This is a genomic window from Flavobacterium ginsenosidimutans, assembly GCF_003254625.1.
Classification (GTDB): domain Bacteria; phylum Bacteroidota; class Bacteroidia; order Flavobacteriales; family Flavobacteriaceae; genus Flavobacterium; species Flavobacterium ginsenosidimutans.
The window spans coordinates 354,893-377,295 of sequence record NZ_QJRJ01000080.1 but is presented as its reverse complement, the minus strand read 5'-3'; the positions used below and the strand labels follow the sequence as shown (position 1 = coordinate 377,295).

Below are 22,403 nucleotides of genomic sequence, written 5' to 3'. Positions count from 1 at the left end.
TTAAAATGTAAACTGTGTTCCTAATGTAATTGTACGTAACGGAGGTAAATTTAAACCTTGGGTTTCTGGGTCAAATCCTTTGTATTTTGTAAAAGTGACTAAGTTTTGTCCCTGAAGAGAAAGACGTATATTTTGTATGAATTTTTGAGTCTCCTGATCTAACGGAATAGTGTAGGTTGCACTTACATTTTTTAGTTTGATATAAGATGCGTCAACAATAGTTGCTGTAGATCCAGCATAATTAAAAAAACTAGACTGATAGTTTGAGCTCAATACATTTCCTTGCGCTAAATATTCATTATATTCATCAACCTGATAATTAGCAAGACCATAAGGGTATCCTGGCTGTACTGCAATAGATGAAAGTAGGCTTCTTCCGTCTTGTTTTACAAACTGGAACAAAAAGTCAAGGGCAAAATTTTTGTATGAAATTGAATTTGAAATTCCACCATAATATTTCGGATAAGCAGCACCGTAGTATTTTCTATCGCCAAGTCCTGTCTGAGCAAATCCAGTTGAGATTTTTCCGTCTCCATTTACATCCTCAAACTGAGCAATGCCATTTTCATTTACTCCTGTAAAATTGTACAAATATCTACCGCTTAAAGCATTTCCAACTACATAAGTAGAGTAGTAGCTAGAGGTTTCTATGCCTGGAAAAGACAATAATTTATTTGAATTTGTTGAAATATTGAAAGAAGTAGTCCAATTCAAATTTTTGTTATGAATATTGGTTGTAGCCAAAGTAAATTCCCATCCTTTATTTTCAACTTCAGCATTTAAATTAGCTTGGTAAGAAGTAAATCCAGCCTGCGGACTTAAAGTTGCGCTTACTAACTGATTTCCAGAAAGATTTCTGTAATAAGCCGTAGTGAAAGAGATTCTGTCATTAACAAAACTTAAATCTATCGCAGCCTCAAATTTCTTTGTAACTTCCCATTGAAAATTTGGATTGGCAATTCTGGTCGCCGCCATAGAAGAATTCCCAATACCATAAGTTGCAGTCGAATACGTATTTGCATATCCGTAATCTCCAATAGCGTCGCTACCAACTTCTCCATAACTTGAACGAAGTTTACCAAAACTTATGATACCATTATCTTTAAGAAAGTTCTCTTCTGAGAAAACCCATGCGCCACCAATTGAACCAAAATTACCATAACGATTATTAGCTCCAAATCGAGAAGAACCATCTCTTCTAAAATTGGCGTTAAGAATATATTTATTTTGAATATTATAGTTTACCCTACTGAAAAGAGATGCATATTTATATTCTGATGAGCCATTGTAGATTGTTGCTGTTGCTGCAGTCCCTGTAATACCTACAAGGTTGTCAGAGCTGTAACCTGAAGTATTTACATAAGAAGGCATGCGTGACTTTCTATTTTGCCATGACCCACCTACTAAAGCAGTAAGATTACCTTTCCACAAAGGAGTTGTATAATTTAACTGCGGATCAATACTGAAATTGTTAGTATTATTAATTGAAACCGTATAGCTTCTAGATGTATTCAGCGAAATATTATTTGTTGTGTAATACACATTATTCATTCCCGATGCAGGTAAAAATTGTTCAGAAGTCATTTGTGCTCTTCCATATCCTAAATCAGTTTTAAAAGATAATCCTTTTGCAATTTCGTATTGAAGGCTAAAACTTGTAATTAAATTATTTCCTTTATCCTCAACTCTCCTGTTTAAAGCTCCCAATGGATTTACATCACTAAAATAAGTTGGCGACCAGTAGTATGATCCGTCTGCATTATAAATAGTGTGGTTGGGTGCCGTGTTAACAGCATAATTGGTAATATCGTAATAAGGCAGTTTGTTATCATCTGCTGAAAAAATAACTGAAGCTCCTATTTTCAGTTTTTTGTTTAATGTAGAGTGGTTAATATTAAAGTTTGTTGAAAACTTATTGTATCCAAAATCTCCTGGCAAAACAGTAGATTCTTTATGGTAAGCACTACTCAATAAGAAGTTTGTATTTTCATTTCCTCCTTTTAAACTTGCTGAGAAATTTGTAAAATCGGCAGTTCCGCCAATTAATTTTTCCTGCCAGTTTGTATAGGCATTTTGATCAAAATCTGTTAAAGCAATTCCTGTGCTGAAACTGCTAGGCTGAGCATTAGCATTGGTTAGTGCTGTACGTAGCATGTTTAAATAAGTTGGAGTATCTAAAGTTTTCACCATATGTGCCACGTCAGAAATTCCAGAGTTGGTGTTTACAGTAAAGACTGTTTTTCCTGCTTCTCCTTTTTTTGTAGTAATAAGGACAACCCCATTTGCACCTCTAGATCCGTAGATTGCTGTTGCATCGGCATCTTTAAGGATTTCAATGCTTTGAATATCGTTTGGATTTATAACATTTAATGGGCTTGTTGATTTTTGAGCACCTCTAATTACTCGATCAGATTGTACCTGCTCTTTAATATCATCTCCAATGTAAGGAACCCCATCAATTACATACAAAGGAAGGTTATCACCCGCAATAGAATTTGTTCCACGAATGCTGATATTCATGTTACTTCCTGCATATCCAGAAGTTTGTGTCACAAATACCCCAGGAGTTCTTCCTTGTAAACTTTGCAGAATATTAGTTATGGGCTGTTTTTCAATATCTTCGGCAGTAATTTTAACCACAGAACCTGTTGAAGTTCTTCTAGTAGTTGTACCATATCCAATAATTACAACCTCGTCTAATTTTGCTAAGTCAGGCTGCATTTTGATTGTAATTGTAGTTTGGTTTTCAACAGTAACTTCTTGAGTTTTATAACCTAAATAAGATATTCTCAAGACATGTTTTCCTTTAGGCAATTCGATAAAAAATTGTCCGTCAAAATCAGATATTCCTTGTTTGTTACCTCCTACAACAGCAACTGAAACACCAGGAAGAGGCTGTCCATTTTCATCAAGCACTTTACCATTAAGCATAAAATCGACATCTTTTTCACTTTCTATTTTTTCTGGAGCTTTAGCAACTTCTTTTTTATAGATTACTACATTTTTGTCAACTTGTTTATAAACCAAATTTGTGCCTTGAAATACAGAATTTAAGATTTCACTAACGCTTCTTCGTCCTCGTTGAGTCGTTACTTTTGGAAAGTCTTTTATGATTTGCGGCTGATACGCAAACAATAAACCTGTTCTACTTTCGATGGTTTTAAACAGCGTTTTAATATCTTGATTATGCAGTTCAATATCAACAGATATAGACTCTATATTCTGACCGCTCATTTCTGTTGCGAAGATCATATGAGTACCGCAGGTCAGTAAAAAAATGTGGAATAGACTGATTCGCATAATCATAATTGTTTTTTTTGACAAGTGAAAAAAAGATGATTTCTTTTCCCTGTCAAACATGGTTGTTTTACAGCGTAATTTCATAAATTTGCTTGTTTTTTAATGGTTACTGGATTAATTGTTAAAAATCTAGGCCATCTGGTGTAGGAGCTAGATGGCTTTTTTAATTTAGTTTTGGTTAATTGTTCTCTGTTTTTAAAGGTTAATATTTATTTTCTAAGCTTTCTAAGTAGGAGGTTAGTCAGCTTGATCTCTTTTTTATTTTTTATTCACAGCCTTTTCCGTCCAAAATGACAGTTCCTGCTTTATTGTAATGATATTCAGTTTCAATAACACTGCTTATTACTTTCAATACATGATCTAAATCTTCTTCGTTTAAGAAACTTGCTGTTATTCGGCAATTCTTAATTTTATCATTCGAAATCAAAATCTGTACTTTGTATTTTTGAGAAATTAATGAAGCGGCTTCAGCCATATTAATATCATCCAGAATTAAGTAATTGCTTTTCCATTCGGTTACAATGGCCGCACTTACGTTATTCTGTTCAAAGTTTAAAGTGCTTTTGTTAACTTTAATCTGCTGATTAGGAGTAATTACGCCGTATATTTTTTCGGTATCACCAACCTGAACTTTACCGCGAGCAACCGTAACTTCAATGTTGTTAGATGAATTTTGAGCATTAATATTAAAAGCGGTTCCTAAAACTCTGGTTTGAATTTTTCCAGTATGCACGATAAATGGTTTTTTTGGATTGTGTTTAATGTCAAAAAAAGCTTCACCAGTAAGAGTTACTTCACGAGTTTCGGAGTCAAAAGAATTCTGATCGTATTTTAAAGTACTGTTATCATTTAAAAGAACAGTACTTCCATCAGGAAGATGCACTAATTGTTTTCCGCTAAAATCAATTAAAGTATTTTGTGCCACAACAGCTGGTGTCTCTGGCGCAAGAGGAAGAGTTGTTTTTTGTTTAAAAAACAAAGAGTTACCTAAAGCAATCAATAAAGCGACACTAGCGGCGACTAAAAATGATTGTAAAATTACTTTTCTTCTACGGTTCGGATTCAGTTCCACAACTTTAGATTCGTTTTGAGGTTTAGATAAAATGTAATTCAGAATATCATCACTTTGTTTTTTATCCATTACATCTATAGCGTAATTTCCTTTCAGCATACCATGAATTTTTTCCTTAAGAAAATCATCATGCTCTCCCTGCTTAATTATTTCCATCATTTGCTGCTGTTCCGCATCAGATAGATTATTCTGCAGATAGCCTTCAAATAACTCTTCGAATTTTTTTTGCTGCATTTGTTTCGTTAATTAAATTAGTACTTGTTTGTAAATGATAGATTGGAGTTTTTTTTCTTTTTTTTCAGCCCTTCTAATTTCAGGGATAAGAACACGTTTAATATGCTCCTTTTAGATAAAGACCATTTAAAAAAGGGGAGGGAGTAGTCGAAAATGAAAAAAATGTAAAAAAAATGTAAAAAAATACGAATTGAGGCTTTTTTGAAAGAAAAAACTTTAGCCTAGAATTTTAAAAATAGAAGAAGCGACATGAATATATTCATGTAAGGAGAAATTTTAAGACGGATAAATTTTAGAGCCTGAGCCATATGCTTTTTTACAGTCTCGGTAGAAATTCCTAAATCTTCACCAATTTTTTGATGGCTCAATCCGTCCCATTTAGCCATTTTATAGACTTTTTGCTGCTGAGGTGGAAGCTGATCTACAATCTGGTTCAAAATAGTAGTATACTGTTCGTCTTTTATATTACTATCAGTGTCAATAAAACCGGTATCTTTTTGATTGATTTCGGTTATAAGATTAGTTTCTCGAGCAATTTTTTTTATCGAGTTGAATAAATGATTGCGGGAGATTATATAAATGTAATTTTCAAAGCTATCGATCTCCGACAAGTTTTCTTTATTCTGCCAAATTTTCAAGAAAATATCTTGTACTGCTTCTTCAGATAAGATTTTGGACTTAGTAATTCTTAAAGCAGTAGAGTAAACAATATTTTTATACTGATTGTACATATTTGTAAAAGCAAGCTCACTTCCTTGAGATAATTCAAGAAGAAGTTTTTTTTCGTCAATATTTGAATTTTGAGCCATGTTTTTAGTAACAATCAATTTAGCAATATTATTTATTTTTTTTGAAATGAAGATTATTTATCGATAATATGCCTCGAAAAATGTTGTTTTACCATTATATCATTAAAATAATAAATTATCGTAAAAATAAGTAATGCTCTTTTGAATAAGATTCAATAGCGTTTTATTTTGATGTTTGATATATTGTAGGTTAAGTCTTGTTTTTATTGAAAATTGAGCAGAATAGAATTGAAATTTTATCTTTTTTTGAAGTATATTTATAAAAAACATAGATTTGTCTTTTTTTCAGACCCTTCTTTTTTTATCAGAAAATTATTCAATCTTTAATTTGATTTTTAATTATGAAGAAGAAGTTATTTTTATTATTCAGTTTAAGCTGTAATGTGATTTTTTCACAAATGGCAAAAAAACCTTTGGTTAGCGCTATAACTTTAAAGGATCTTAAAACAGATATGTACCAAATGGCTGGTGACCATTTTAATGGGCGCGAAGCAGGTACTTTAGATGAATTAAAAGTTTCTGTTTGGCTGGCAGAGAAAGCAAAAGAAGCCGGAATGTCTCCCGCTGGAGACGATGGCACTTTTTTTCAGTTTTTTGATTTATACAGACATCAGGTTACCAATAATTCCAAATTTAAAATCGGACAAAAAGAGTTTAAATTATGGAATGAAGTTCTGGTTGCTGAAACAACCACAAACAAAGTCGAAGCGCCAATATTATTTTTAGGAAAAGTTTCTGCAGAAGAAATCAGAAAAATAGATGTAAAAGGAAAAGCTGTTGTTGTTCTGGCATCAAAAGACGGAATTTCAGATAATATCTCGCTTTTTGAACGACGTTATCCCGGATTTGTGAAGCAGAAATATTACGAAGATTTAGCTTATAGAGGTGCGGCCGCTCTTATTATTGTTGCAGATGAATTTGGCGAAAAATGCTGGTCTGAAGTAGAACCGCAAATGAAACGCGGTGTATATGGTATTGAAGGATATCGAGATAAAATGCCGCTTCCGCCTAGAATGCCCGCTTTTTGGGTTCATAACGATCAATTGGAATTTCTTAAAAACACAAAAGAAAATTTATCAGCCGAAGTGATTTCTGAAACCTACAAATATCCATCGGTGAATGTTGTTGGAAAAGTGGAAGGTAAAGATGCCAAATTAAAAAATGAATATGTTCTTTTCAGTGGACATCAGGATCATGATGGCGTAAGGCAAAAATACGAACAAGATTCAATTTATAATGGGGCAGATGATAATGCAAGTACTTGTGTTGCAATGCTCTCAATTGCAAGAGCATTTAAAAAACAGCCAGGAAAAAGATCTGCTTTATTTGTATTTCATGGTTCAGAAGAACGTGGTTTATTAGGGTCTAGTTGGTATGCTGAACATCCTACCGTACCAGAAAAAGATATAATTGCCGTCTTAAACGGAGACATGATTGGCAGAAATGATATTAATCAAGCTGCCCTTTTAGGTTCAAGTGATCCGCATCAAAATTCTTTAGATTTAGTAAATGCAGCTAAAAAAGCTAATGATGAAGGGCCAAAATTCGAACTTGATAAGCTTTGGGACAGACCTGAACATCCTGAATTCTTTTATTTTAGATCAGACCATCTGCCTTACGCTAGAAAAAATATACCAGCTGTATTTTTTACAAGTGTACTGCACAGCCAATACCATACTCCAATGGATGAATCTGAGAATATTGATTTTGCAAAACTGCATAAAATGACGGAATGGATATACCGTACAGGCTGGATTTTAGCAAATGAGCTGCAAAGGCCGAAAGTTATCAATAAAAAACAATAAGCAAATAGTTTTTTTAACCACGCAGAACAGGTGCTCAATTAAAGGAGCACCTTTTTTTGTCAAATATTTAATCGGGAAATCTCAGAAAAAGGTAAGTTAGTTTATCTCAATTTGACTTCTGCAAAAGTAGCTTGACTTTTATTTAATGTGCTAAAAAACATTAACTTCAAATTATTTATGGAGATACGATCCAAGTATAGAACTCAAATCAAAATAATGAATTTGCTGTGGAACATTTATTACTGGTTTTCGAACAAGAGATTCATTCGTTAAAAAATAATGTAAACCATCTTTTGTTGTAATTCCTTCGATTTGATGAAAAGGAAGTTTTAAATCGATTCGTCTTTTATTTCCAGATAAAAAATCGTGATCTTTAAAATCATAAAGCAGATATAAAAAAGGTTTTCCAACTTTGATGTAGCCACATAAAGCAATTAGTTTTTTGTTTTCCAAATAAGTGGCGCCAGTGACCAAACCTTTTGTGTCTAATGTAGATTTTAATTTCGCAATCTGAGATCCAGATTCTTTTGAAAGGACATAAATAGTAGTTTTAGACGTTTTCCATTGTTTGGTAAACAAGTAAATGCTGTCTTTAGAAACAATAAAAGCTTCACAATCGAAATCGGTTTTATTTGGTTTTGAAGGAGAAAAATCGGTTTGATCAGAGTAAGTGAATGAAATGGTTTCAATTTTCGGACTTTCCTCTAAAAAAGATTTTTTTTCGATTTTAAGAATTTTCAAATCAGTTCTGTTCCCTGAATAATTATTTCCAAAATCACCAATAAAAATATGTGTACTGTCTTGCGCGATTTCTTCCCAATCATGATTGATAACTTCAGGAAGAACAATTTTCTTTTTAATTTTTCCCAAAGAATATAATCCGTAAATGGTTGTATCGTGATCGTCATTATGCGTCCAAAGCAAATTTTCGAAAGCAATTAATCCCGAGGTTTCCTTTATGGAATCGCTTAAACGAATAGAATACTCTGGCTTTAGATGTAAATTTTTATAGTTACAATTTCCATCATTTTGTTCTGCTGCGGCATTGTAATTTTCAGCTTTCGGATCTGTACACGCCGAAATTTGCGAATATATCGAAGAAGTAAAGGCAAAAAAGAAGACTATAATTTTTAACATACGTTAAAGGTAAAGTTTTAAATAATTAGAAGAAAATAAGTACCAAAAAATATAATTTAAATGTTATTTTGCATCGATTTTATTTTTGACATTTTTTTGTCTTTTAGGATAAAGTTGAACTCCGTCATGAAAATTTTACAACAACTATCGCATTACCGAATTTCGCGTTACTTCAAGCTTTTGTTTGTTGTGGTAGATGTTATATTACTGAATTTAGCAACAGTGCTTTCTGCATTGGCAAGATTTGGAAGTTTAGATAAATTGTTGTCCAAAGAAGAAAGAACGGTTTCTTTGTTGGCAGCTTTAGTGTGGATTGCATTATTGCTTCAAAGCGATTCGAATAGAAGCATTCGTATAGAACCTATAGAGTCTATTTTATGGAGAACAATTAAAAAGATTTCAATTCACGCAGCTTTAATTTCTGTTTCGGTTGTTTACCTGAAATATGGCGATATATCAAGGCTTAGAATGGTATATTTTTATTTGATCTTTTTTGGTCTGCTAATGTTTACAAGGTTTTTTTCTATGAAACTTCTAAAATATATTAGAAGTAAAGGATATAATTTTAAGACATTTATAATCGTCGGTGCCAATGAAAGTGGAGAAAGAATTCGTAAAGTACTCGGAAAAGATTTGACTTACGGATATCGATTTTTAGGTTTTTTTGATAAAAAAAATATAGAAACAACCGTTGATCCAGCTCTTATCATCGGACAATTTGATGACGTAGAAAACTTTGTAATTGATAAGAAAATCGATGAAATGTATGTTGCATTACACATTGAAAACATCGAGATAATTAATGAACTTATTAGGATTTGCGAACAGAATATGGTTCGTATAAAATTTATTCCAGATTTCCAGCTCTACACAAAAGCAAGCAGAGTAGAAGTTACTTTTTATGAAAACACTCCTGTTTTAATGTTTCGTACAGAACCAATGGAGTTCGCTTCGAACAGGGTTATAAAAAAGATTTTTGATGTCTGTTTTTCAAGTCTGGTAATATTGCTGATTTTTCCGTGGCTCTTTCCTATAATCATGATTATTATAAAATTAGAATCGCCTGGTCCAATATTTTTTAAACAGAAAAGATCAGGAAGAGATAATAGAACTTTTACGTGCTTGAAATTTAGAAGTATGCATGTTAATGTTTTAGCACACAATAAACAAGCTGAAAAAGGAGATGCCCGTATTACTAAATTTGGCGCTTTTATTCGTAAAACCAGTATTGACGAATTACCTCAGTTTTTTAATGTTTTTTGGGGAGATATGTCTGTTGTAGGGCCAAGACCGCACATGGTTAAACTTGCTAAAGAATACAGTGATTTGATAAGTAATTATTTAGTGCGTCAATATGCGAAACCAGGAATTACTGGCTGGGCGCAGGTAAATGGTTATAGAGGCGAAACTAAGGTTTTAAGCGATATGGAAAATAGAGTGGAATACGATATCTGGTATATCGAAAACTGGAGTTTTCTGCTCGATATGAGAATTATAGTTAAAACCGTTATTAATATTTTTAAAGGAGAAGAAAACGCTTATTAGATTTTTAAAATTTAAAAAACTGATTATTCGTTATAACCTCTTTTAAAGGATTTATATTTTTAATTTTTAGCTTATTATCAAAAGCTTCAATATGTTTTTTGTGATGAACATCGGTTCCGCAAAAATCATACATTCCTTTCTCTAAAAGTTCATCGGCCATTTTAGTGATTTTAGAACCGTAGTATTCTACTGTAGAAAGTAAATTCAGCTGAAAACGACATCCAGCATTTTTTAATTTTTCGTACTCCGAAAATTTATTATGATAGAAAACATATCTTTCAGGATGTGCCAAAACAGGAATATAACCTGCAACTTGTATTTCAAAAATTGTTTTATAAATGTTTAAAGGAGCATTTAAATAAGACATCTCCACCAAAACATAATTGTCTTTTAAGGTAAGCAGCTTTTCTTCTTTAAAATGATTTTCAAACCAACTGTCTATAAAATATTCTGCGGCAGCCCGTATTGGGGTTTCAATTTTATTTTCTTTTAATGCATTTTGGGTTTCCTGAAGTTTAGATTGAATAATTTCAGGAGAATTGTTCCAAACATAATGATTGATATGTGGAGTTGTAATAATTTGAGAAATACCCAATTCTTTCAGAGATTTTGAAAGCGCAATCGATTTGGTAATATTTTTTGCTCCGTCATCAATTCCTGGCAGGACGTGAGAATGAATATCTACAAAACTACCGTCTAATAGCTCTTTTAAAATGGGTTTAGATTTGAAAAATGACAACATGGGGTAAAAAATGTGTGACTCAATTTATTAGAGTACAAAATTAATCTAGAATTTCTAATAAGACATTTTAGAATTATGTTATATTTGATTTTTAGTAAAAAAGTAAAAAATTATGAAAATAAAAGAGAATTTATTCAATCAGAGAATCATTTCTATAGATGCTTTGCGTGGAATTACCATTTTTGTGATGATTTTTGTAAACGAACTGGCAAGTATTACTAATGTTCCACAATGGATGAGACATATGCCAGCAGATGCAGATGCAATGACCTTTGTTGATTTAGTTTTTCCTGCTTTTTTATTCATTGTTGGAATGTCGATTCCGTTTGCTTTTAATGCCAGATTGATTAAAGGGGATAGCCCGAAAACAATCTGGACACACACGCTAAAAAGAGCATTGGCACTTATAATAATTGGTGTTTTTATGGTTAATGCTGAATATGGTTACGATTCAGCAAAAATGATTATTGAGCCAGCATTTTGGGCATTATTGGCTTACGCAATGCCAATTCCAATTTGGAACAAATACCCAAAAGATTTTCCTGTTTGGTTGAAAAATGTATTGCAATATGGTGGAATTTTAGTTCTTATTGCACTCTACTTTTTATATATTCAAGATACTGGAGAAAGAGGAATGACGCCAAAATGGTGGGGAATTCTAGGTTTGATTGGTTGGGCGTATTTATTTACAGTAATTTATTATTGGCTGGTTTCGGGAAATTTATGGGCAATGATTGGATTTTTAATCTTTTCTGTCACAATGAATTCTCTTAATTTAACCGAAAACTCTTTTGTTCAAAATACGTCATGGCTTAGTTTTATTGCCGGACATCTTACTCATGCTTCTTTAGTTTCAGCAGGAGTAATAATTTCGCTATTGTTTTTCGATCGAAAAATCAGTTCAAAAATTAATTGGCCTGTAATTGGGTTTATTGTTTTGTTTACGCTGACAGCAATTTTACTTCGTCCGTATTTCGGAATTTCAAAAATAAAAGGAACGCCTTCTTGGACTATGTTTTCAGCGGCAATCTGTACTGTTTTGTTCTATTTTCTGTATTGGTTAATGGAAGTTAAAAAACAAACCAAATGGAGTGAATTTTTCATGCCTGCAGCAGCAAATCCGTTATTGATTTATATTTTGCCAGGTGTTATTTATTATTTCTGTAAGCTTATAAACTTTCATATTATTCCAGGATATTTCAGAGTAGGAGTCCCAGGAATTCTGTGGTCTTTAGTATTTTCGATAATTATGCTTTTTGTAATGAAAATTCTAAATAGATATAAAATTCAGATGCAATTATAGTTTTATTGAAACTATTTTTTTAATGCAAAGAATTTTTGAGAGAATGTTTTAACGCAAAGTACGCAAAGATTTTTTCGCAAAGGGAGCAAAGTTTTTTAAGTGCGTTTTACAAAGGGTAAGTTCACAAAGCTTTGTGAGCTTTGTATTTTTTTAAAATATTTATCTCAAATTCTTTGTGCACTTTGCGAAAAAATCTTTGCGTACTTTGCGTTAAAATTATATTTACGAGATCTATTTCTTTTTTTTGATCGCTTACCGAAAAACCAAAGATTACAATCAATGGAAGAAAAATACAAAGGCGAAATATATTTAAGGTTTTCAAAATCAAACAATTTAGTGTTTCAAATATAACTTTTTGATTCATTCGAAATTCTTTTTTATTCACCCAAAATTTTGACTGTTATTCTTAATAAAATTTTAAATTTGTAAGAGACGGTTTTTAAAATATTGTGTGTGAGTGGTTTAAAAATTAAATACTTCTTAGTTTTATTTTTAATAGGATCGTTTTGTCAGGCTCAAAATGATAGCACAGACGTGGGCACGCGAGATATCTTAGATGTTATTCATAGGGTTTTTGACAAGCAAGATACTATTCGTCCAGAAAGAAAAAGAAAACTGACTTTTTCTTTGTTGCCAGTTCCTGTTGGAGTTAATTCTAGCACTGGTTTGGTTGTTTCTTTTTTGACTACATTTTATTTGGGCGATCCCGAAACGACTAGAATGTCTCAGATTACCTTTTCACCTTATTTTAGTTTTAGCAAACAATTTGTGTTTCCAATTCAATCTTATATTTATTCGAAGGATAATAAATGGAGTCTTATTGGAGATTATCGTTATATGATTTATCCGCAGCTCACTTATGGTTTGGGAGAACACGATTCTAAAGAAGAAATGTCAACACTCGATTATCAGCAATGGCGTTTTTATCAGTTTATAACGAGGCAGATTGTCGGTAATTATCGACTCGGAGTTGGTTTTCTTTTGGATAATTATAAGAACATTTCGGAAGAATCTTATATAGACGGCGAAACTGATTATTACAAATACATGAATGGCGATTATTCTAACGAAACTTCGTTTGGTTTTGCGTTTCAAGGTCTTTACGATTCTAGAGAAAACATTATTAATCCGGAACAGGGTTTATATGTTGAAGCCGATTTCCGAATTAATACCAGCGGAGTTGAGGGCGATAAATGGCAGTCTTTGTATTTTGATGCCAGAAAATATCATTCTTTTAGCAAAACCAAACATCGGGTTTGGGCTTCAAGAGCTTTTTTTTGGTCAACGTTTGGAGGAAAACCTCATTATTTGGATCTGCCAAGTATAGGCTGGGATCGTGAAGGAAAAACGGGTCGCGGATTTACTAAAAACAGATATAGAAGTAATGCTTTGGCTTATTTTGAAACCGAATATCGTACAGACATTAGCCGAAACGGTTTTTTTGGAGCAGTTTTTTTTACCAATGTTTCTTCAGTTTCAAGAATAGATACTTATCAATTTAGAAAATGGAATCCCGCTGTAGGAACTGGAATCCGTATAAAATGGAATAAAAGAAACGGAAGTAATTTAGCTTTGGATTACGGAATTAGTAAAAACGATTGGTCTCTGCGTTTGGGGTTATCAGAAAATTTCTAACTTCGGCCAAAATCTACAGAATCAATATTCATGCAATTATCGGTTGTTATTCTCAATTATAATGTGCGTTACTTTCTAGAACAATGCGTTTTAAGTGTTCAGGAAGCAATTGCATCAATCGATGCTGAAATTATTGTAGTGGATAATAATTCATCAGACGAAAGTGTTTTGATGATGAAAGAAAAATTTCCAGACATAAAACTGATTGAAAACAAAGAGAATTTTGGTTTTCCAAAAGGCAATAATATTGGCGTTCGTCAAGCGAAAGGAAAATACATCTGTATTTTAAATCCTGATACCGTTGTTGTGGAAGATACTTTTACAAAGATTCTGGCTTTCGCCGAAAGGCAAAACAATCTCGGAATCATTGGCTGTAAGCTAATTGACGGAACAGGAGAATTTCTTCCAGAAAGCAAACGCGGAGTTCCAACGCCTTGGGTTTCCTTCACAAAAATTTTCGGATTGTATAAAATCTTTCCTAAAACCAGACTTTTTAATCAATATTATGCACAGCATTTAAATGAAAATCAAACTGGAAAAGTGGATATTCTAGTTGGCGCTTTTATGTTTTTAGAAAGAAAACTATATGAAGATTTAAATGGTTTTGATGAAGATTGTTTCATGTATGCTGACGATATTGATTTGTCTTATCGCGCGTTGCTGAAAGAAAAGACAAACTATTATTTTCATGAAACAACTGTTTTGCATTATAAAGGAGAAAGCACAATAAAAGACGAAAAATATATGCTTCATTTTCAGGAAGCAATGAATTTCTTTTATCAAAAGCATTTTAAGAAACCATTGTTTTTTGGTTTTTTTATCCAAATCGGAACTTGGTTTTTCTCTTTTATAAAAATGTTTCAAGGTAAAACAAGAATAAAACCCAATCCAGAATCGTATGTTTTTTATTCTTTAAATGAAGATTTCTCTCAAAAAATAGCTTTAACTTTAAAAAATAAAGTAAGCTTTTTAGAAATCCCGAAAGAAAAAATGGTAAATTCGTACCTGATTTTTAAGGGAAAAAAGGTCGAAATCATTTTGGATAATCGATACATTTCGTTCAAAAAATGTATCGAAATCATAGAAACTCTTAAAGATAAGAGTATTACTTTTAAAATTTTACCCAAAAATGCCCATTTTATTATTGGAAGCGATTCCAGAAATGATAGAGGGCAAATTGTAAAAATTGAGTAAAAAATTATATTAAGTGTAATTTATGTTTAAAATATTCATTAATTTCGCAATCTGAAAATCAAAAACATCTTTTAGATTAACAATATGGCAAGATTTGAATTAAAGCTTCCTAAAATGGGAGAAAGTGTCGCTGAAGCAACTATTACAAATTGGTTGAAAGAAGTTGGAGACAAAATTGAGGCTGATGAAGCCGTACTCGAAATTGCAACAGATAAAGTTGACAGCGAAGTGCCTAGCGAAGTATCAGGAATTTTAGTTGAGCAATTGTTTGGTAAAGATGATTTAGTGCAAGTAGGACAGACTATTGCAATTATTGAAACTGAAGGAGGAGATGCTCCAACTGCAGTAGCAAATACTGTAGAAGAAACAGCTGCGCCAGCAGAAGCTGCAGAAATTGAAAAAACAATTGAAGCGGTTAAGGAAACGGTAGCAACTTCTCAAGATTTCTCAACATCAGATAAATTCTTTTCTCCATTAGTAAAAAATATTGCAAAAGAAGAAGGCATTTCTTTAAACGAACTTGAAAATATTGCTGGTTCAGGAAAAGACGGACGAGTAACGAAAGAAGATATTCTAAAATATGTAGAAGATCGTAAATCAGGTTCTATTCAAGCGCCACAAACAGTTGAAGCGGCTCCAAAAGTAGTTGTTGAAACTCCTAAAGTTGAAGCTCCAAAAGCGGAAACTCCAAAGGCAGTTGAACCTGTTGCTCAAAAAAGCCAGCAAGCAGTTCCAGTTTCTGTAAACGGAGGCGATGAAATTGTGGAAATGGATAGAATGCGTAAACTGATTTCAGGTTATATGGTAGCTTCAGTTCAAACTTCGGCTCACGTACAATCTTTTATTGAGGTAGACGTAACAAATATTGTAAAATGGAGAGATAAAGTTAAAACGGCTTTCGAAAAAAGAGAAGGCGAGAAATTGACTTTTACTCCAATTATGATGGAGGCAGTTGCAAAAGCGTTGAAAGATTTCCCTGGAATGAATATTTCTGTTGACGGAGATTATATCATTAAAAAGAAAAATATCAATTTAGGAATGGCAGCAGCATTGCCAAACGGAAATTTAATTGTTCCTGTAATTAAAAATGCAGATCAATTGAATTTGGTTGGAATGGCAAAAGCGGTTAACGATTTAGGTAACCGTGCAAAAGCTGGAAAACTAAAACCAGACGATACGCAAGGCGGAACTTATACGGTAACAAACGTTGGTACTTTTGGAAGTGTTTTTGGAACGCCAATTATCAATCAGCCGCAAGTTGGAATTTTAGCACTTGGAGCGATTCGTAAAGTGCCTGCGGTTATCGAAACTCCAGAAGGAGATTTCATCGGAATTCGCCAAAAAATGTTCTTGTCTCACTCTTATGATCATAGAGTTGTTGATGGAGCGCTTGGAGGAAGTTTTGTGAAAAGAGTAGCAGAATATTTAGAAGCTTTTGATGTAGATAGAGATTTCTAAAAATCAATTATAAATAAATTCAAATCCGACAGGTTTTAAACTTGTCGGATTTTTTTTTGTTTTGTAAGAAAAGAATTAAGTAGAAATGCGTAGTCCAGTGTAGGACTTATTTTTGAAAAGTTAAAATTAGGATTTGAAAGCATTTTTCGACAAAAAAAATCAGAATAAAGGAAGATATTCGGCTTTAAAAATTACATTTGTAAACTTATAAAAATTAGAAATGGAATTAAAACTTAACAAACCAATTTGCTTTTTTGATCTCGAAACAACGGGAATTGATATCGGTAAAGATAGAATCGTAGAAATTTCAATATTCAAAGTTTTTCCTAACGGAAACAAAGAAAGTAAAACCTGGCTGGTTAATCCAACAATTCCAATTCCTCCACAAACAACTGCCGTTCATGGTATAACTGATGAAAAAGTAGCCAACGAACCAACTTTTGCAGAACTTGCACCGCACATTCATAATATGATTAAAGATAGTGATTTGGGCGGATTTAATTCAGATCGTTTTGATATTCCGCTTCTAGCTGAAGAATTGCTTCGTGCGGGAGTTGATTTTGATATGAAGAACAAAGTTTCTGTAGATGTTCAAACAATTTTTCATAAAATGGAAGAACGTACTTTAAGTGCGGCTTTGAAGTTTTATTGTGGAAAAAGCTTAGACAACGCCCATTCAGCTGAAGCTGATACAATGGCAACTTATGAAATTTTAAAAGCGCAATTAGATCGTTATCCAGAATTAGAAAATGATATGAAATCATTGTCTGAATTTACAACTCGTAAAAAAATCGCCGATTTTGCAGGGATGATTGCTTTTGATCAAGATGACGAAGAAATTTTTACTTTTGGAAAACATAAAGGTGCAAAAGTGTATAAAATTCTAGAAACAGAACCAGGATATTTCAGCTGGATTCAAAATGCTGATTTTCCGTTGTACACCAAAAAAGTTTTGACAGCAATTAAATTGAGAAAATTAAATACAAAATAAGGTGCTGAGGTACTAAGGTTCTAAGATGCTAAGTTTTTTGCTTTCTTAGAACCTTAGCGTCTTAGAATCTTAGAACCTATAAAAAGAATGAAGATTATCTGTGTCGGCAGGAATTATGCCAATCATATTGAGGAATTAAAAAACGAGCGTCCAAGTGAACCGGTGGTTTTTATGAAACCAGATTCTGCGGTTTTGTTGAAGCAGCATCCGTTTGTAATTCCAGAGTTTTCTGAAGATGTTCATCATGAAGTTGAAATAATCGTAAAGATTAATAAAGTCGGGAAATATATTGAGCCAAAATTTGCTCATAAATACTATGATGAAATTAGTGTCGGAATTGATTTTACGGCTCGCGATTTACAAAGTAAACTAAAAGAAAAAGGACTTCCGTGGGAAAAAGCCAAGGCATTTGACGGTTCAGCGGTTATTGGTGATTTTTTACCAAAAACTGATTTTGTTTCTATGGAAAATCTTAATTTTGAATTAAGAAGCAATTCAGAAACAGTACAAAAAGGAAACTCAAGTATGATGCTTTGGAAAATCGATGAATTGATTTCTCATGTGTCTCAGTTTTTTACATTAAAAATTGGAGATATTATTTTTACAGGAACGCCAGCAGGTGTTGCGGCTGTAAAACCAAATGATGTTTTAGAAGGCTTTTTAGAAGATAAAAAATTATTCAGAATACAAGTAAAATAATGGCTTTAAAATACAACCTTTCGAAAGTATATGCGCTTTCAGATAACGATCCTGAATTTGTAAATCAAATTTTAACTTTATTTGTTACAGAAGTTCCAGAAGATTTAAAACAAATCAAAGAGGGAATTAAGAAAAAGGATCATAAATATGCTTATTCATACGCACATAAAATAAAGCCAACTTTAGATTTAATGGGGCTAAATGTGGCTTTTGAAGAAATCTTGCAAGTTGAAGCGTGGACAAAAGCTGAAGGCAAGAAAAAAGACATTATCGAAACTTTTAAAAGTATTAAAGTACAAGTAAAAGAAGCGATTAAAGAAATTAAAAAAGACTTTGATCTTTAATATAAAATTTGACTTATTCCTTCTATTTAAATAAGGAATAAGTCAAAATCGTTTTTAAATTTTGTAAGCGGCTTATATTTTGTAAAAGCCGTTAATACCTTCCTCCAAGACAAAATTTAAATTTTCTACTTATAAATTTATAGCTTACTTAATGTAAGAAACTAAAATATTTCACTGATATGAAGGCAGCAATTATCACTATTGGAGATGAGATTTTAATTGGTCAAATCGTAGATACAAATTCGGCTTTTATTGCTAAATCATTAGATCGAATTGGGGTTGAGGTAGTAGAAATGCTATCCATCAGCGACGACAAAAAACATATTCTAGACACTTTTGCTCAATTGCAAAACAAGGTAGATGTTGTGATTGTGACAGGCGGATTAGGTCCGACAAAAGACGATGTTACAAAGAAAACATTTTGCGAATACTTTAATGATGAGTTAGTTGTAGACCAAAAAGTTTTAGCGCACGTAACAGAATTGATTGAAGGTTTTTATAAAAGACCAATTTCTCAACTGAATAAAGATCAGGCTTTAGTTCCGTCAACTTGTACAGTATTGCATAATAAAGTTGGAACTGCGCCAGGAATGTGGATGAAGAAAGAAAGCACAGTTTTTATTTCGCTTCCAGGAGTTCCTTATGAAATGAAATATTTGATGGAAGAAGAAATAATTCCAAAAATTGTTCGCGAATACAAACGTCCTTATATTATTCATAAAACTATTTTGACTTATGGTCAGGGCGAAAGTTTAGTTGCAGAACGTATTGAACAATGGGAAAATAATCTTCCGGAATTTATAAAACTGGCTTATTTGCCAAATCCTGGAAGAGTTCGTCTGCGTTTAACGGCAAGAGGAACCAATAAAGAAGAACTAGAAGAAGCAATAGAATCTAATGTTCAGTCTTTAGATGCTATAATTCACGATATAATTGTAGGTTATGAAGAAAACGAAACAATTGAAACGGTAATAGGAAAACTGCTTTCTAAACAAAATAAAACAATCTCGACAGCAGAAAGTTGTACAGGAGGAAGAATTGCTTCATTACTGTCTGCTGTTCCAGGTTCGTCAAATTATTTTAAAGGAAGTATTGTTTCTTATGCAACAGAAGTGAAAGTAAATGTTTTGGGAGTTTCACAAAGTTTAATTGATCAATTTTCTGTTGTAAGCGCTGAGGTCGCATCGGCTATGGCTTTGAGTGTTAAAGATTTGCTTAAAACGGACTATGCGCTTGCTACGACAGGCAATGCAGGTCCTTCAAAAGGTGATTCAGATGCTGAAATAGGTGCTGTTTTTATAGCTTTGGCAACACCAAACGGAGTAATTGTTGAAGAATTTAACTTCGGACAACCGCGTGAAAAAGTGATAGATAGGGCATCTGTCAAGAGTTTAGAAATTTTGCAGAAAGAAATTTTAAAAATTGTGCAATAATTTTTTGCTACAATGGTTTATTTTTCTTTTCTTTGCACCCTGATTTTGAATAACGATAAAAGATAAGTATAATGTCAAGAGTTTGTGACCTTACAGGTAAAAGAGCGATGGTAGGAAATAACGTTTCTCACGCTATGAACAAAACTAAGAGAAAGTTTTCTGTAAACTTAGTTAAAAAGCGTTTTTATCTTCCAGAAGAAGATAGATGGATTACTCTTAGAGTAGCAGCATCTACGATAAAAACAATTAATAAAAATGGAATCACTGCAGTTTTGAAAAAAGCGCAGTCAGAAGGATTTATCAAATAATCTTTTCCTAAATAAATATATAGCAAGATGGCAAAGAAAGGTAATAGAATCCAAGTAATTTTAGAATGTACTGAACACAAAGCTTCTGGTGTTGCAGGAACTTCTAGATATATTACAACTAAGAACAAAAAAAATACTCCAGACAGATTAGAGATTAAAAAATTTAATCCAGTTTTGAAAAGAGTAACTGTTCACAAAGAAATTAAGTAATAATTAGAGATTTTTATAAATCTCAAATGGTTTAGCCATTTCGAGTTTTATGAAAAACTTCAAATAACATTTGAATCATGGCAAAGAAAACCGTAGCATCGTTACAAACAGCTTCTAAGAGATTGTCAAAAGCCATCAAAATGGTAAAATCTCCTAAAACTGGTGCATATACATTCGTAGAATCTATTATGGCTCCTGAAGAAGTTGATGAATTCTTGAAAAAGAAATAATTACAATTACATTATATAGAAAAGCTACTTTCATTCGGAAGTAGCTTTTTTATTATCTATATTTGTCTAAAAATTTAAAGAATCGTAACAATTGGTCTTTTTTTGAGAAACAATTACACTTTCTTTAAAGATTTGGATTTCTTGTCTGAAAATCAAGAAATCTAGTAAATCTAAATAATCTACAAAAAATGAGTTTTTTTAAAAAATTATTCTCTACCGAAAAAAAAGAGACTTTAGACAAAGGTCTTGAAAAAACAAAAACTACTTTTTTCTCGAAGTTAAGCAAAGCTGTTGCTGGAAAATCTAAAGTTGATGATGATGTTTTAGATGATTTAGAAGAAGTTCTTGTGGCTTCGGATGTTGGTGTAAATACAACTTTGAAAATCATTTCAAGAATCGAAAAGCGTGTTTCTGAAGATAAATATTTAGGAACAGATGAATTAAATCAGATTCTTCGTGATGAAATTGGTGCTTTGTTATCTGAAACTAATACAGGTGAAGCAACAGAATTTGAAATTCCGAAAGATAAAAAACCTTATGTTTTAATGGTTGTTGGAGTAAATGGAGTAGGAAAAACAACAACGATTGGTAAATTGGCTTATCAATTTAAAAAAGCGGGTCATAATGTTGTTTTAGGTGCTGCAGATACATTCCGTGCTGCTGCGATCGATCAATTGCAAGTTTGGGCAGATCGTGTAAATGTGCCTATTGTAAGACAGCAAATGGGAAGCGATCCTGCTTCTGTAGCTTTTGATACTTTGCAATCTGCAGTTGCTCAAAATGCTGATGTTGTAATTATTGATACAGCGGGTCGTCTTCATAATAAAATCAACTTAATGAACGAATTGACAAAAGTAAAACGTGTAATGCAGAAAGTTGTTGCTGATGCTCCTCATGATGTGCTTTTAGTTTTAGATGGTTCTACAGGTCAAAATGCTTTTGAACAAGCGAAACAATTTACAGCTGCTACAGAGGTTACTTCGTTGGCTGTTACTAAATTGGACGGAACGGCAAAAGGTGGAGTTGTGATTGGAATTTCAGATCAATTTCAAATTCCAGTAAAATATATTGGTGTTGGCGAAGGAATTGAAGATTTACAAGTTTTCAATAAATATGAATTCGTTGACAGTTTCTTTAAATAATTTATAATGAAAAATATATCGGCTATTACATTCTATTTTGCCAGTGTAGTATGTTTTGTTTTTGCAAACTTATTGAAAGATAATAATCTTTCAGTGTATTATGTGTTGCTGGTAGTCGGAATTATTTTGTTCTTTTTAGGAGTTCTTAAAAGAATAAAAACCAATAGATAATCTTCAAAAATATAACAACTTTATCGAATTTGCTTTTATGAAATATGGTGTTTTGATTTTACTATTTGGCTTGTTCTCATGTGTAAATAGGAATAATGAAAATGCGATAAAAGCTCAGAAAGTTATTGTTATTCAACCTTTAGGCAATTTTCAGCAAAAACAAACTCAAAAGGTTTTTGCTGAAATTAAAGCTATTAATCCGAAAGTAGTTTTGATGGAAAATATTGACTTTCCTGAAAAATCTTTTTATAAACCTAGAAACAGGTATCGGGCTGATAGCATTATTAAAAACCTAAAAAATAATATAGGAAAGGATTCTGTAATTGTTGGATTGTCTCATTTTGATATAAGTACAACAAAAAACAGGATAAAAGATTGGGGTATAATGGGTTTGGGTTATAGACCTGGAAAAGCTTGTGTTGTTTCTGATTTTAGATTGTCTCGAAAAAATAAAAACGAACAGTTTTATAAACTGGTTTTGCACGAATTAGGGCATACCGAAGGTCTGCCACATTGTAAAATACAAACTTGTTTAATGCGTGATGCCGAGGGGCGTAATCCTTTTAATCAAGAAAAAAGCTTCTGCAAGGATTGCAAAAGCTTTTTGAAAAGTAAAGGATGGCAATTGATTTAAATTGCTA

At 32.4% G+C, this 22,403-nt stretch carries 22 protein-coding genes; 16 read left to right on the top strand and 6 right to left on the bottom strand.

Features of this window, described 5'->3' with window-relative positions; translation table 11 throughout:
* The 3 genes from DM444_RS17910 to DM444_RS17900 form a co-directional block, all read right to left on the bottom strand.
* Positions 1–3,300, bottom strand: coding sequence for a TonB-dependent receptor (locus tag DM444_RS17910; protein ID WP_162614995.1), 3,300 nt, complete (start codon positions 3,298–3,300; stop codon positions 1–3).
* A 265-nt stretch (positions 3,301–3,565) separates the two neighbouring features.
* Positions 3,566–4,606, bottom strand: a complete 1,041-nt coding sequence (locus tag DM444_RS17905) for a FecR family protein (RefSeq protein ID WP_111289119.1) — start codon at positions 4,604–4,606, stop codon at positions 3,566–3,568.
* Between the two features lie 221 nt (positions 4,607–4,827).
* Positions 4,828–5,415: an RNA polymerase sigma factor gene (locus DM444_RS17900; protein WP_111289117.1), complete on the bottom strand. Its 588-nt coding sequence runs from the start codon at positions 5,413–5,415 to the stop codon at positions 4,828–4,830.
* Positions 5,416–5,756: 341 nt separating this feature from the next.
* Here DM444_RS17900 and DM444_RS17895 point away from each other — a divergent pair, with 341 nt between their 5' ends.
* Entirely contained in the window at positions 5,757–7,220 is a 1,464-nt protein-coding gene (locus DM444_RS17895; protein ID WP_111289115.1) for a M28 family peptidase, read from the top strand.
* Positions 7,221–7,391: 171 nt separating this feature from the next.
* Here DM444_RS17895 and DM444_RS17890 read toward each other — a convergent pair whose 3' ends face one another.
* Complete coding sequence (locus tag DM444_RS17890; protein WP_111289113.1) at positions 7,392–8,357, bottom strand: T9SS C-terminal target domain-containing protein; 966 nt, start codon at positions 8,355–8,357, stop codon at positions 7,392–7,394.
* Positions 8,358–8,483: 126 nt separating this feature from the next.
* Here DM444_RS17890 and DM444_RS17885 point away from each other — a divergent pair, with 126 nt between their 5' ends.
* Complete coding sequence (locus DM444_RS17885) at positions 8,484–9,902, top strand: undecaprenyl-phosphate glucose phosphotransferase (RefSeq protein ID WP_111289110.1); 1,419 nt, start codon at positions 8,484–8,486, stop codon at positions 9,900–9,902.
* 4 nt (positions 9,903–9,906) lie between these two features.
* Here the strand turns inward: DM444_RS17885 and DM444_RS17880 are convergent, their stop codons facing one another.
* The gene (locus DM444_RS17880; RefSeq protein ID WP_111289108.1) at positions 9,907–10,644 is read right to left on the bottom strand and encodes a tyrosine-protein phosphatase; all 738 of its coding nucleotides are present in this window, start codon (positions 10,642–10,644) and stop codon (positions 9,907–9,909) included.
* 112 nt (positions 10,645–10,756) lie between these two features.
* On the opposite strand from DM444_RS17880, the gene DM444_RS17875 reads away from it, so the two are divergent.
* The gene (locus DM444_RS17875; RefSeq protein WP_111289106.1) at positions 10,757–11,947 is read left to right on the top strand and encodes a DUF5009 domain-containing protein; all 1,191 of its coding nucleotides are present in this window, start codon (positions 10,757–10,759) and stop codon (positions 11,945–11,947) included.
* A 121-nt stretch (positions 11,948–12,068) separates the two neighbouring features.
* Here the strand turns inward: DM444_RS17875 and DM444_RS17870 are convergent, their stop codons facing one another.
* Positions 12,069–12,311, bottom strand: a complete 243-nt coding sequence (locus tag DM444_RS17870; RefSeq protein ID WP_162614994.1) for a hypothetical protein — start codon at positions 12,309–12,311, stop codon at positions 12,069–12,071.
* Positions 12,312–12,400: 89 nt separating this feature from the next.
* Here DM444_RS17870 and DM444_RS17865 point away from each other — a divergent pair, with 89 nt between their 5' ends.
* The 13 genes from DM444_RS17865 (at position 12,401) to DM444_RS17810 (ending at position 22,396) form a co-directional block, all read left to right on the top strand.
* Positions 12,401–13,582, top strand: a complete 1,182-nt coding sequence (locus DM444_RS17865; protein WP_239455711.1) for a BamA/TamA family outer membrane protein — start codon at positions 12,401–12,403, stop codon at positions 13,580–13,582.
* 30 nt (positions 13,583–13,612) lie between these two features.
* Positions 13,613–14,776, top strand: a complete 1,164-nt coding sequence (locus DM444_RS17860) for a glycosyltransferase family 2 protein (protein WP_111289102.1) — start codon at positions 13,613–13,615, stop codon at positions 14,774–14,776.
* 84 nt (positions 14,777–14,860) lie between these two features.
* Complete coding sequence (locus DM444_RS17855) at positions 14,861–16,234, top strand: dihydrolipoamide acetyltransferase family protein (RefSeq protein WP_111289100.1); 1,374 nt, start codon at positions 14,861–14,863, stop codon at positions 16,232–16,234.
* Positions 16,235–16,454: 220 nt separating this feature from the next.
* Complete coding sequence (locus DM444_RS17850; RefSeq protein ID WP_111289098.1) at positions 16,455–17,225, top strand: 3'-5' exonuclease; 771 nt, start codon at positions 16,455–16,457, stop codon at positions 17,223–17,225.
* An 87-nt stretch (positions 17,226–17,312) separates the two neighbouring features.
* On the top strand, positions 17,313–17,924 hold the full coding sequence (locus tag DM444_RS17845; RefSeq protein ID WP_111289096.1) for a fumarylacetoacetate hydrolase family protein: 612 nt from the start codon (positions 17,313–17,315) through the stop codon (positions 17,922–17,924).
* Positions 17,924–18,268, top strand: coding sequence for an Hpt domain-containing protein (locus DM444_RS17840; RefSeq protein WP_008468078.1), 345 nt, complete (start codon positions 17,924–17,926; stop codon positions 18,266–18,268). The genes DM444_RS17845 and DM444_RS17840 overlap by 1 nt, the downstream gene beginning before the upstream one ends.
* A 179-nt stretch (positions 18,269–18,447) precedes the next feature.
* A complete protein-coding gene (locus DM444_RS17835; RefSeq protein ID WP_111289094.1) occupies positions 18,448–19,701 on the top strand; it encodes a CinA family nicotinamide mononucleotide deamidase-related protein in 1,254 nt (417 codons plus the stop codon).
* A 71-nt stretch (positions 19,702–19,772) separates the two neighbouring features.
* A complete protein-coding gene (rpmB, locus tag DM444_RS17830) occupies positions 19,773–20,009 on the top strand; it encodes a 50S ribosomal protein L28 (protein WP_008468080.1) in 237 nt (78 codons plus the stop codon).
* 27 nt (positions 20,010–20,036) lie between these two features.
* Positions 20,037–20,219: a 50S ribosomal protein L33 gene (gene rpmG, locus DM444_RS17825; protein ID WP_011963553.1), complete on the top strand. Its 183-nt coding sequence runs from the start codon at positions 20,037–20,039 to the stop codon at positions 20,217–20,219.
* A gap of 77 nt (positions 20,220–20,296) precedes the next feature.
* Positions 20,297–20,449 carry a DUF4295 domain-containing protein gene (locus DM444_RS17820; protein ID WP_070261881.1) on the top strand — a complete coding sequence of 51 codons (153 nt, stop codon included), beginning with the start codon at positions 20,297–20,299 and terminating at the stop codon, positions 20,447–20,449.
* Between the two features lie 188 nt (positions 20,450–20,637).
* Positions 20,638–21,591: a signal recognition particle-docking protein FtsY gene (ftsY, locus tag DM444_RS17815; RefSeq protein ID WP_111289092.1), complete on the top strand. Its 954-nt coding sequence runs from the start codon at positions 20,638–20,640 to the stop codon at positions 21,589–21,591.
* Between the two features lie 6 nt (positions 21,592–21,597).
* A complete protein-coding gene (locus DM444_RS23785) occupies positions 21,598–21,762 on the top strand; it encodes a hypothetical protein (protein WP_204251693.1) in 165 nt (54 codons plus the stop codon).
* Between the two features lie 37 nt (positions 21,763–21,799).
* Entirely contained in the window at positions 21,800–22,396 is a 597-nt protein-coding gene (locus DM444_RS17810; RefSeq protein WP_111289090.1) for a Zn-dependent protease, read from the top strand.
* Positions 22,397–22,403: the final 7 nt, after the last annotated feature.

Excerpts from the sequence above, each read along its gene's own strand:
- DM444_RS17890 (WP_111289113.1), bottom strand. The coding sequence starts at position 8,357 with ATGTTAAAAATTATAGTCTTCTTTTTTGCCTTTACTTCTTCGATATAT.
- DM444_RS17850 (WP_111289098.1), top strand. The coding sequence starts at position 16,455 with ATGGAATTAAAACTTAACAAACCAATTTGCTTTTTTGATCTCGAAACA.
- DM444_RS17885 (WP_111289110.1), top strand. The coding sequence starts at position 8,484 with ATGAAAATTTTACAACAACTATCGCATTACCGAATTTCGCGTTACTTC.
- DM444_RS17895 (WP_111289115.1), top strand. The coding sequence starts at position 5,757 with ATGAAGAAGAAGTTATTTTTATTATTCAGTTTAAGCTGTAATGTGATT.
- rpmB (WP_008468080.1), top strand. The coding sequence starts at position 19,773 with ATGTCAAGAGTTTGTGACCTTACAGGTAAAAGAGCGATGGTAGGAAAT.
- DM444_RS17905 (WP_111289119.1), bottom strand. The coding sequence starts at position 4,606 with ATGCAGCAAAAAAAATTCGAAGAGTTATTTGAAGGCTATCTGCAGAAT.
- DM444_RS23785 (WP_204251693.1), top strand. The coding sequence starts at position 21,598 with ATGAAAAATATATCGGCTATTACATTCTATTTTGCCAGTGTAGTATGT.
- DM444_RS17900 (WP_111289117.1), bottom strand. The coding sequence starts at position 5,415 with ATGGCTCAAAATTCAAATATTGACGAAAAAAAACTTCTTCTTGAATTA.
- DM444_RS17910 (WP_162614995.1), bottom strand. The coding sequence starts at position 3,300 with ATGCGAATCAGTCTATTCCACATTTTTTTACTGACCTGCGGTACTCAT.
- DM444_RS17870 (WP_162614994.1), bottom strand. The coding sequence starts at position 12,311 with ATGAATCAAAAAGTTATATTTGAAACACTAAATTGTTTGATTTTGAAA.
- DM444_RS17875 (WP_111289106.1), top strand. The coding sequence starts at position 10,757 with ATGAAAATAAAAGAGAATTTATTCAATCAGAGAATCATTTCTATAGAT.
- DM444_RS17855 (WP_111289100.1), top strand. The coding sequence starts at position 14,861 with ATGGCAAGATTTGAATTAAAGCTTCCTAAAATGGGAGAAAGTGTCGCT.
- DM444_RS17860 (WP_111289102.1), top strand. The coding sequence starts at position 13,613 with ATGCAATTATCGGTTGTTATTCTCAATTATAATGTGCGTTACTTTCTA.
- DM444_RS17880 (WP_111289108.1), bottom strand. The coding sequence starts at position 10,644 with ATGTTGTCATTTTTCAAATCTAAACCCATTTTAAAAGAGCTATTAGAC.
- DM444_RS17845 (WP_111289096.1), top strand. The coding sequence starts at position 17,313 with ATGAAGATTATCTGTGTCGGCAGGAATTATGCCAATCATATTGAGGAA.
- DM444_RS17840 (WP_008468078.1), top strand. The coding sequence starts at position 17,924 with ATGGCTTTAAAATACAACCTTTCGAAAGTATATGCGCTTTCAGATAAC.
- DM444_RS17835 (WP_111289094.1), top strand. The coding sequence starts at position 18,448 with ATGAAGGCAGCAATTATCACTATTGGAGATGAGATTTTAATTGGTCAA.
- rpmG (WP_011963553.1), top strand. The coding sequence starts at position 20,037 with ATGGCAAAGAAAGGTAATAGAATCCAAGTAATTTTAGAATGTACTGAA.
- ftsY (WP_111289092.1), top strand. The coding sequence starts at position 20,638 with ATGAGTTTTTTTAAAAAATTATTCTCTACCGAAAAAAAAGAGACTTTA.
- DM444_RS17810 (WP_111289090.1), top strand. The coding sequence starts at position 21,800 with ATGAAATATGGTGTTTTGATTTTACTATTTGGCTTGTTCTCATGTGTA.
- DM444_RS17820 (WP_070261881.1), top strand. The coding sequence starts at position 20,297 with ATGGCAAAGAAAACCGTAGCATCGTTACAAACAGCTTCTAAGAGATTG.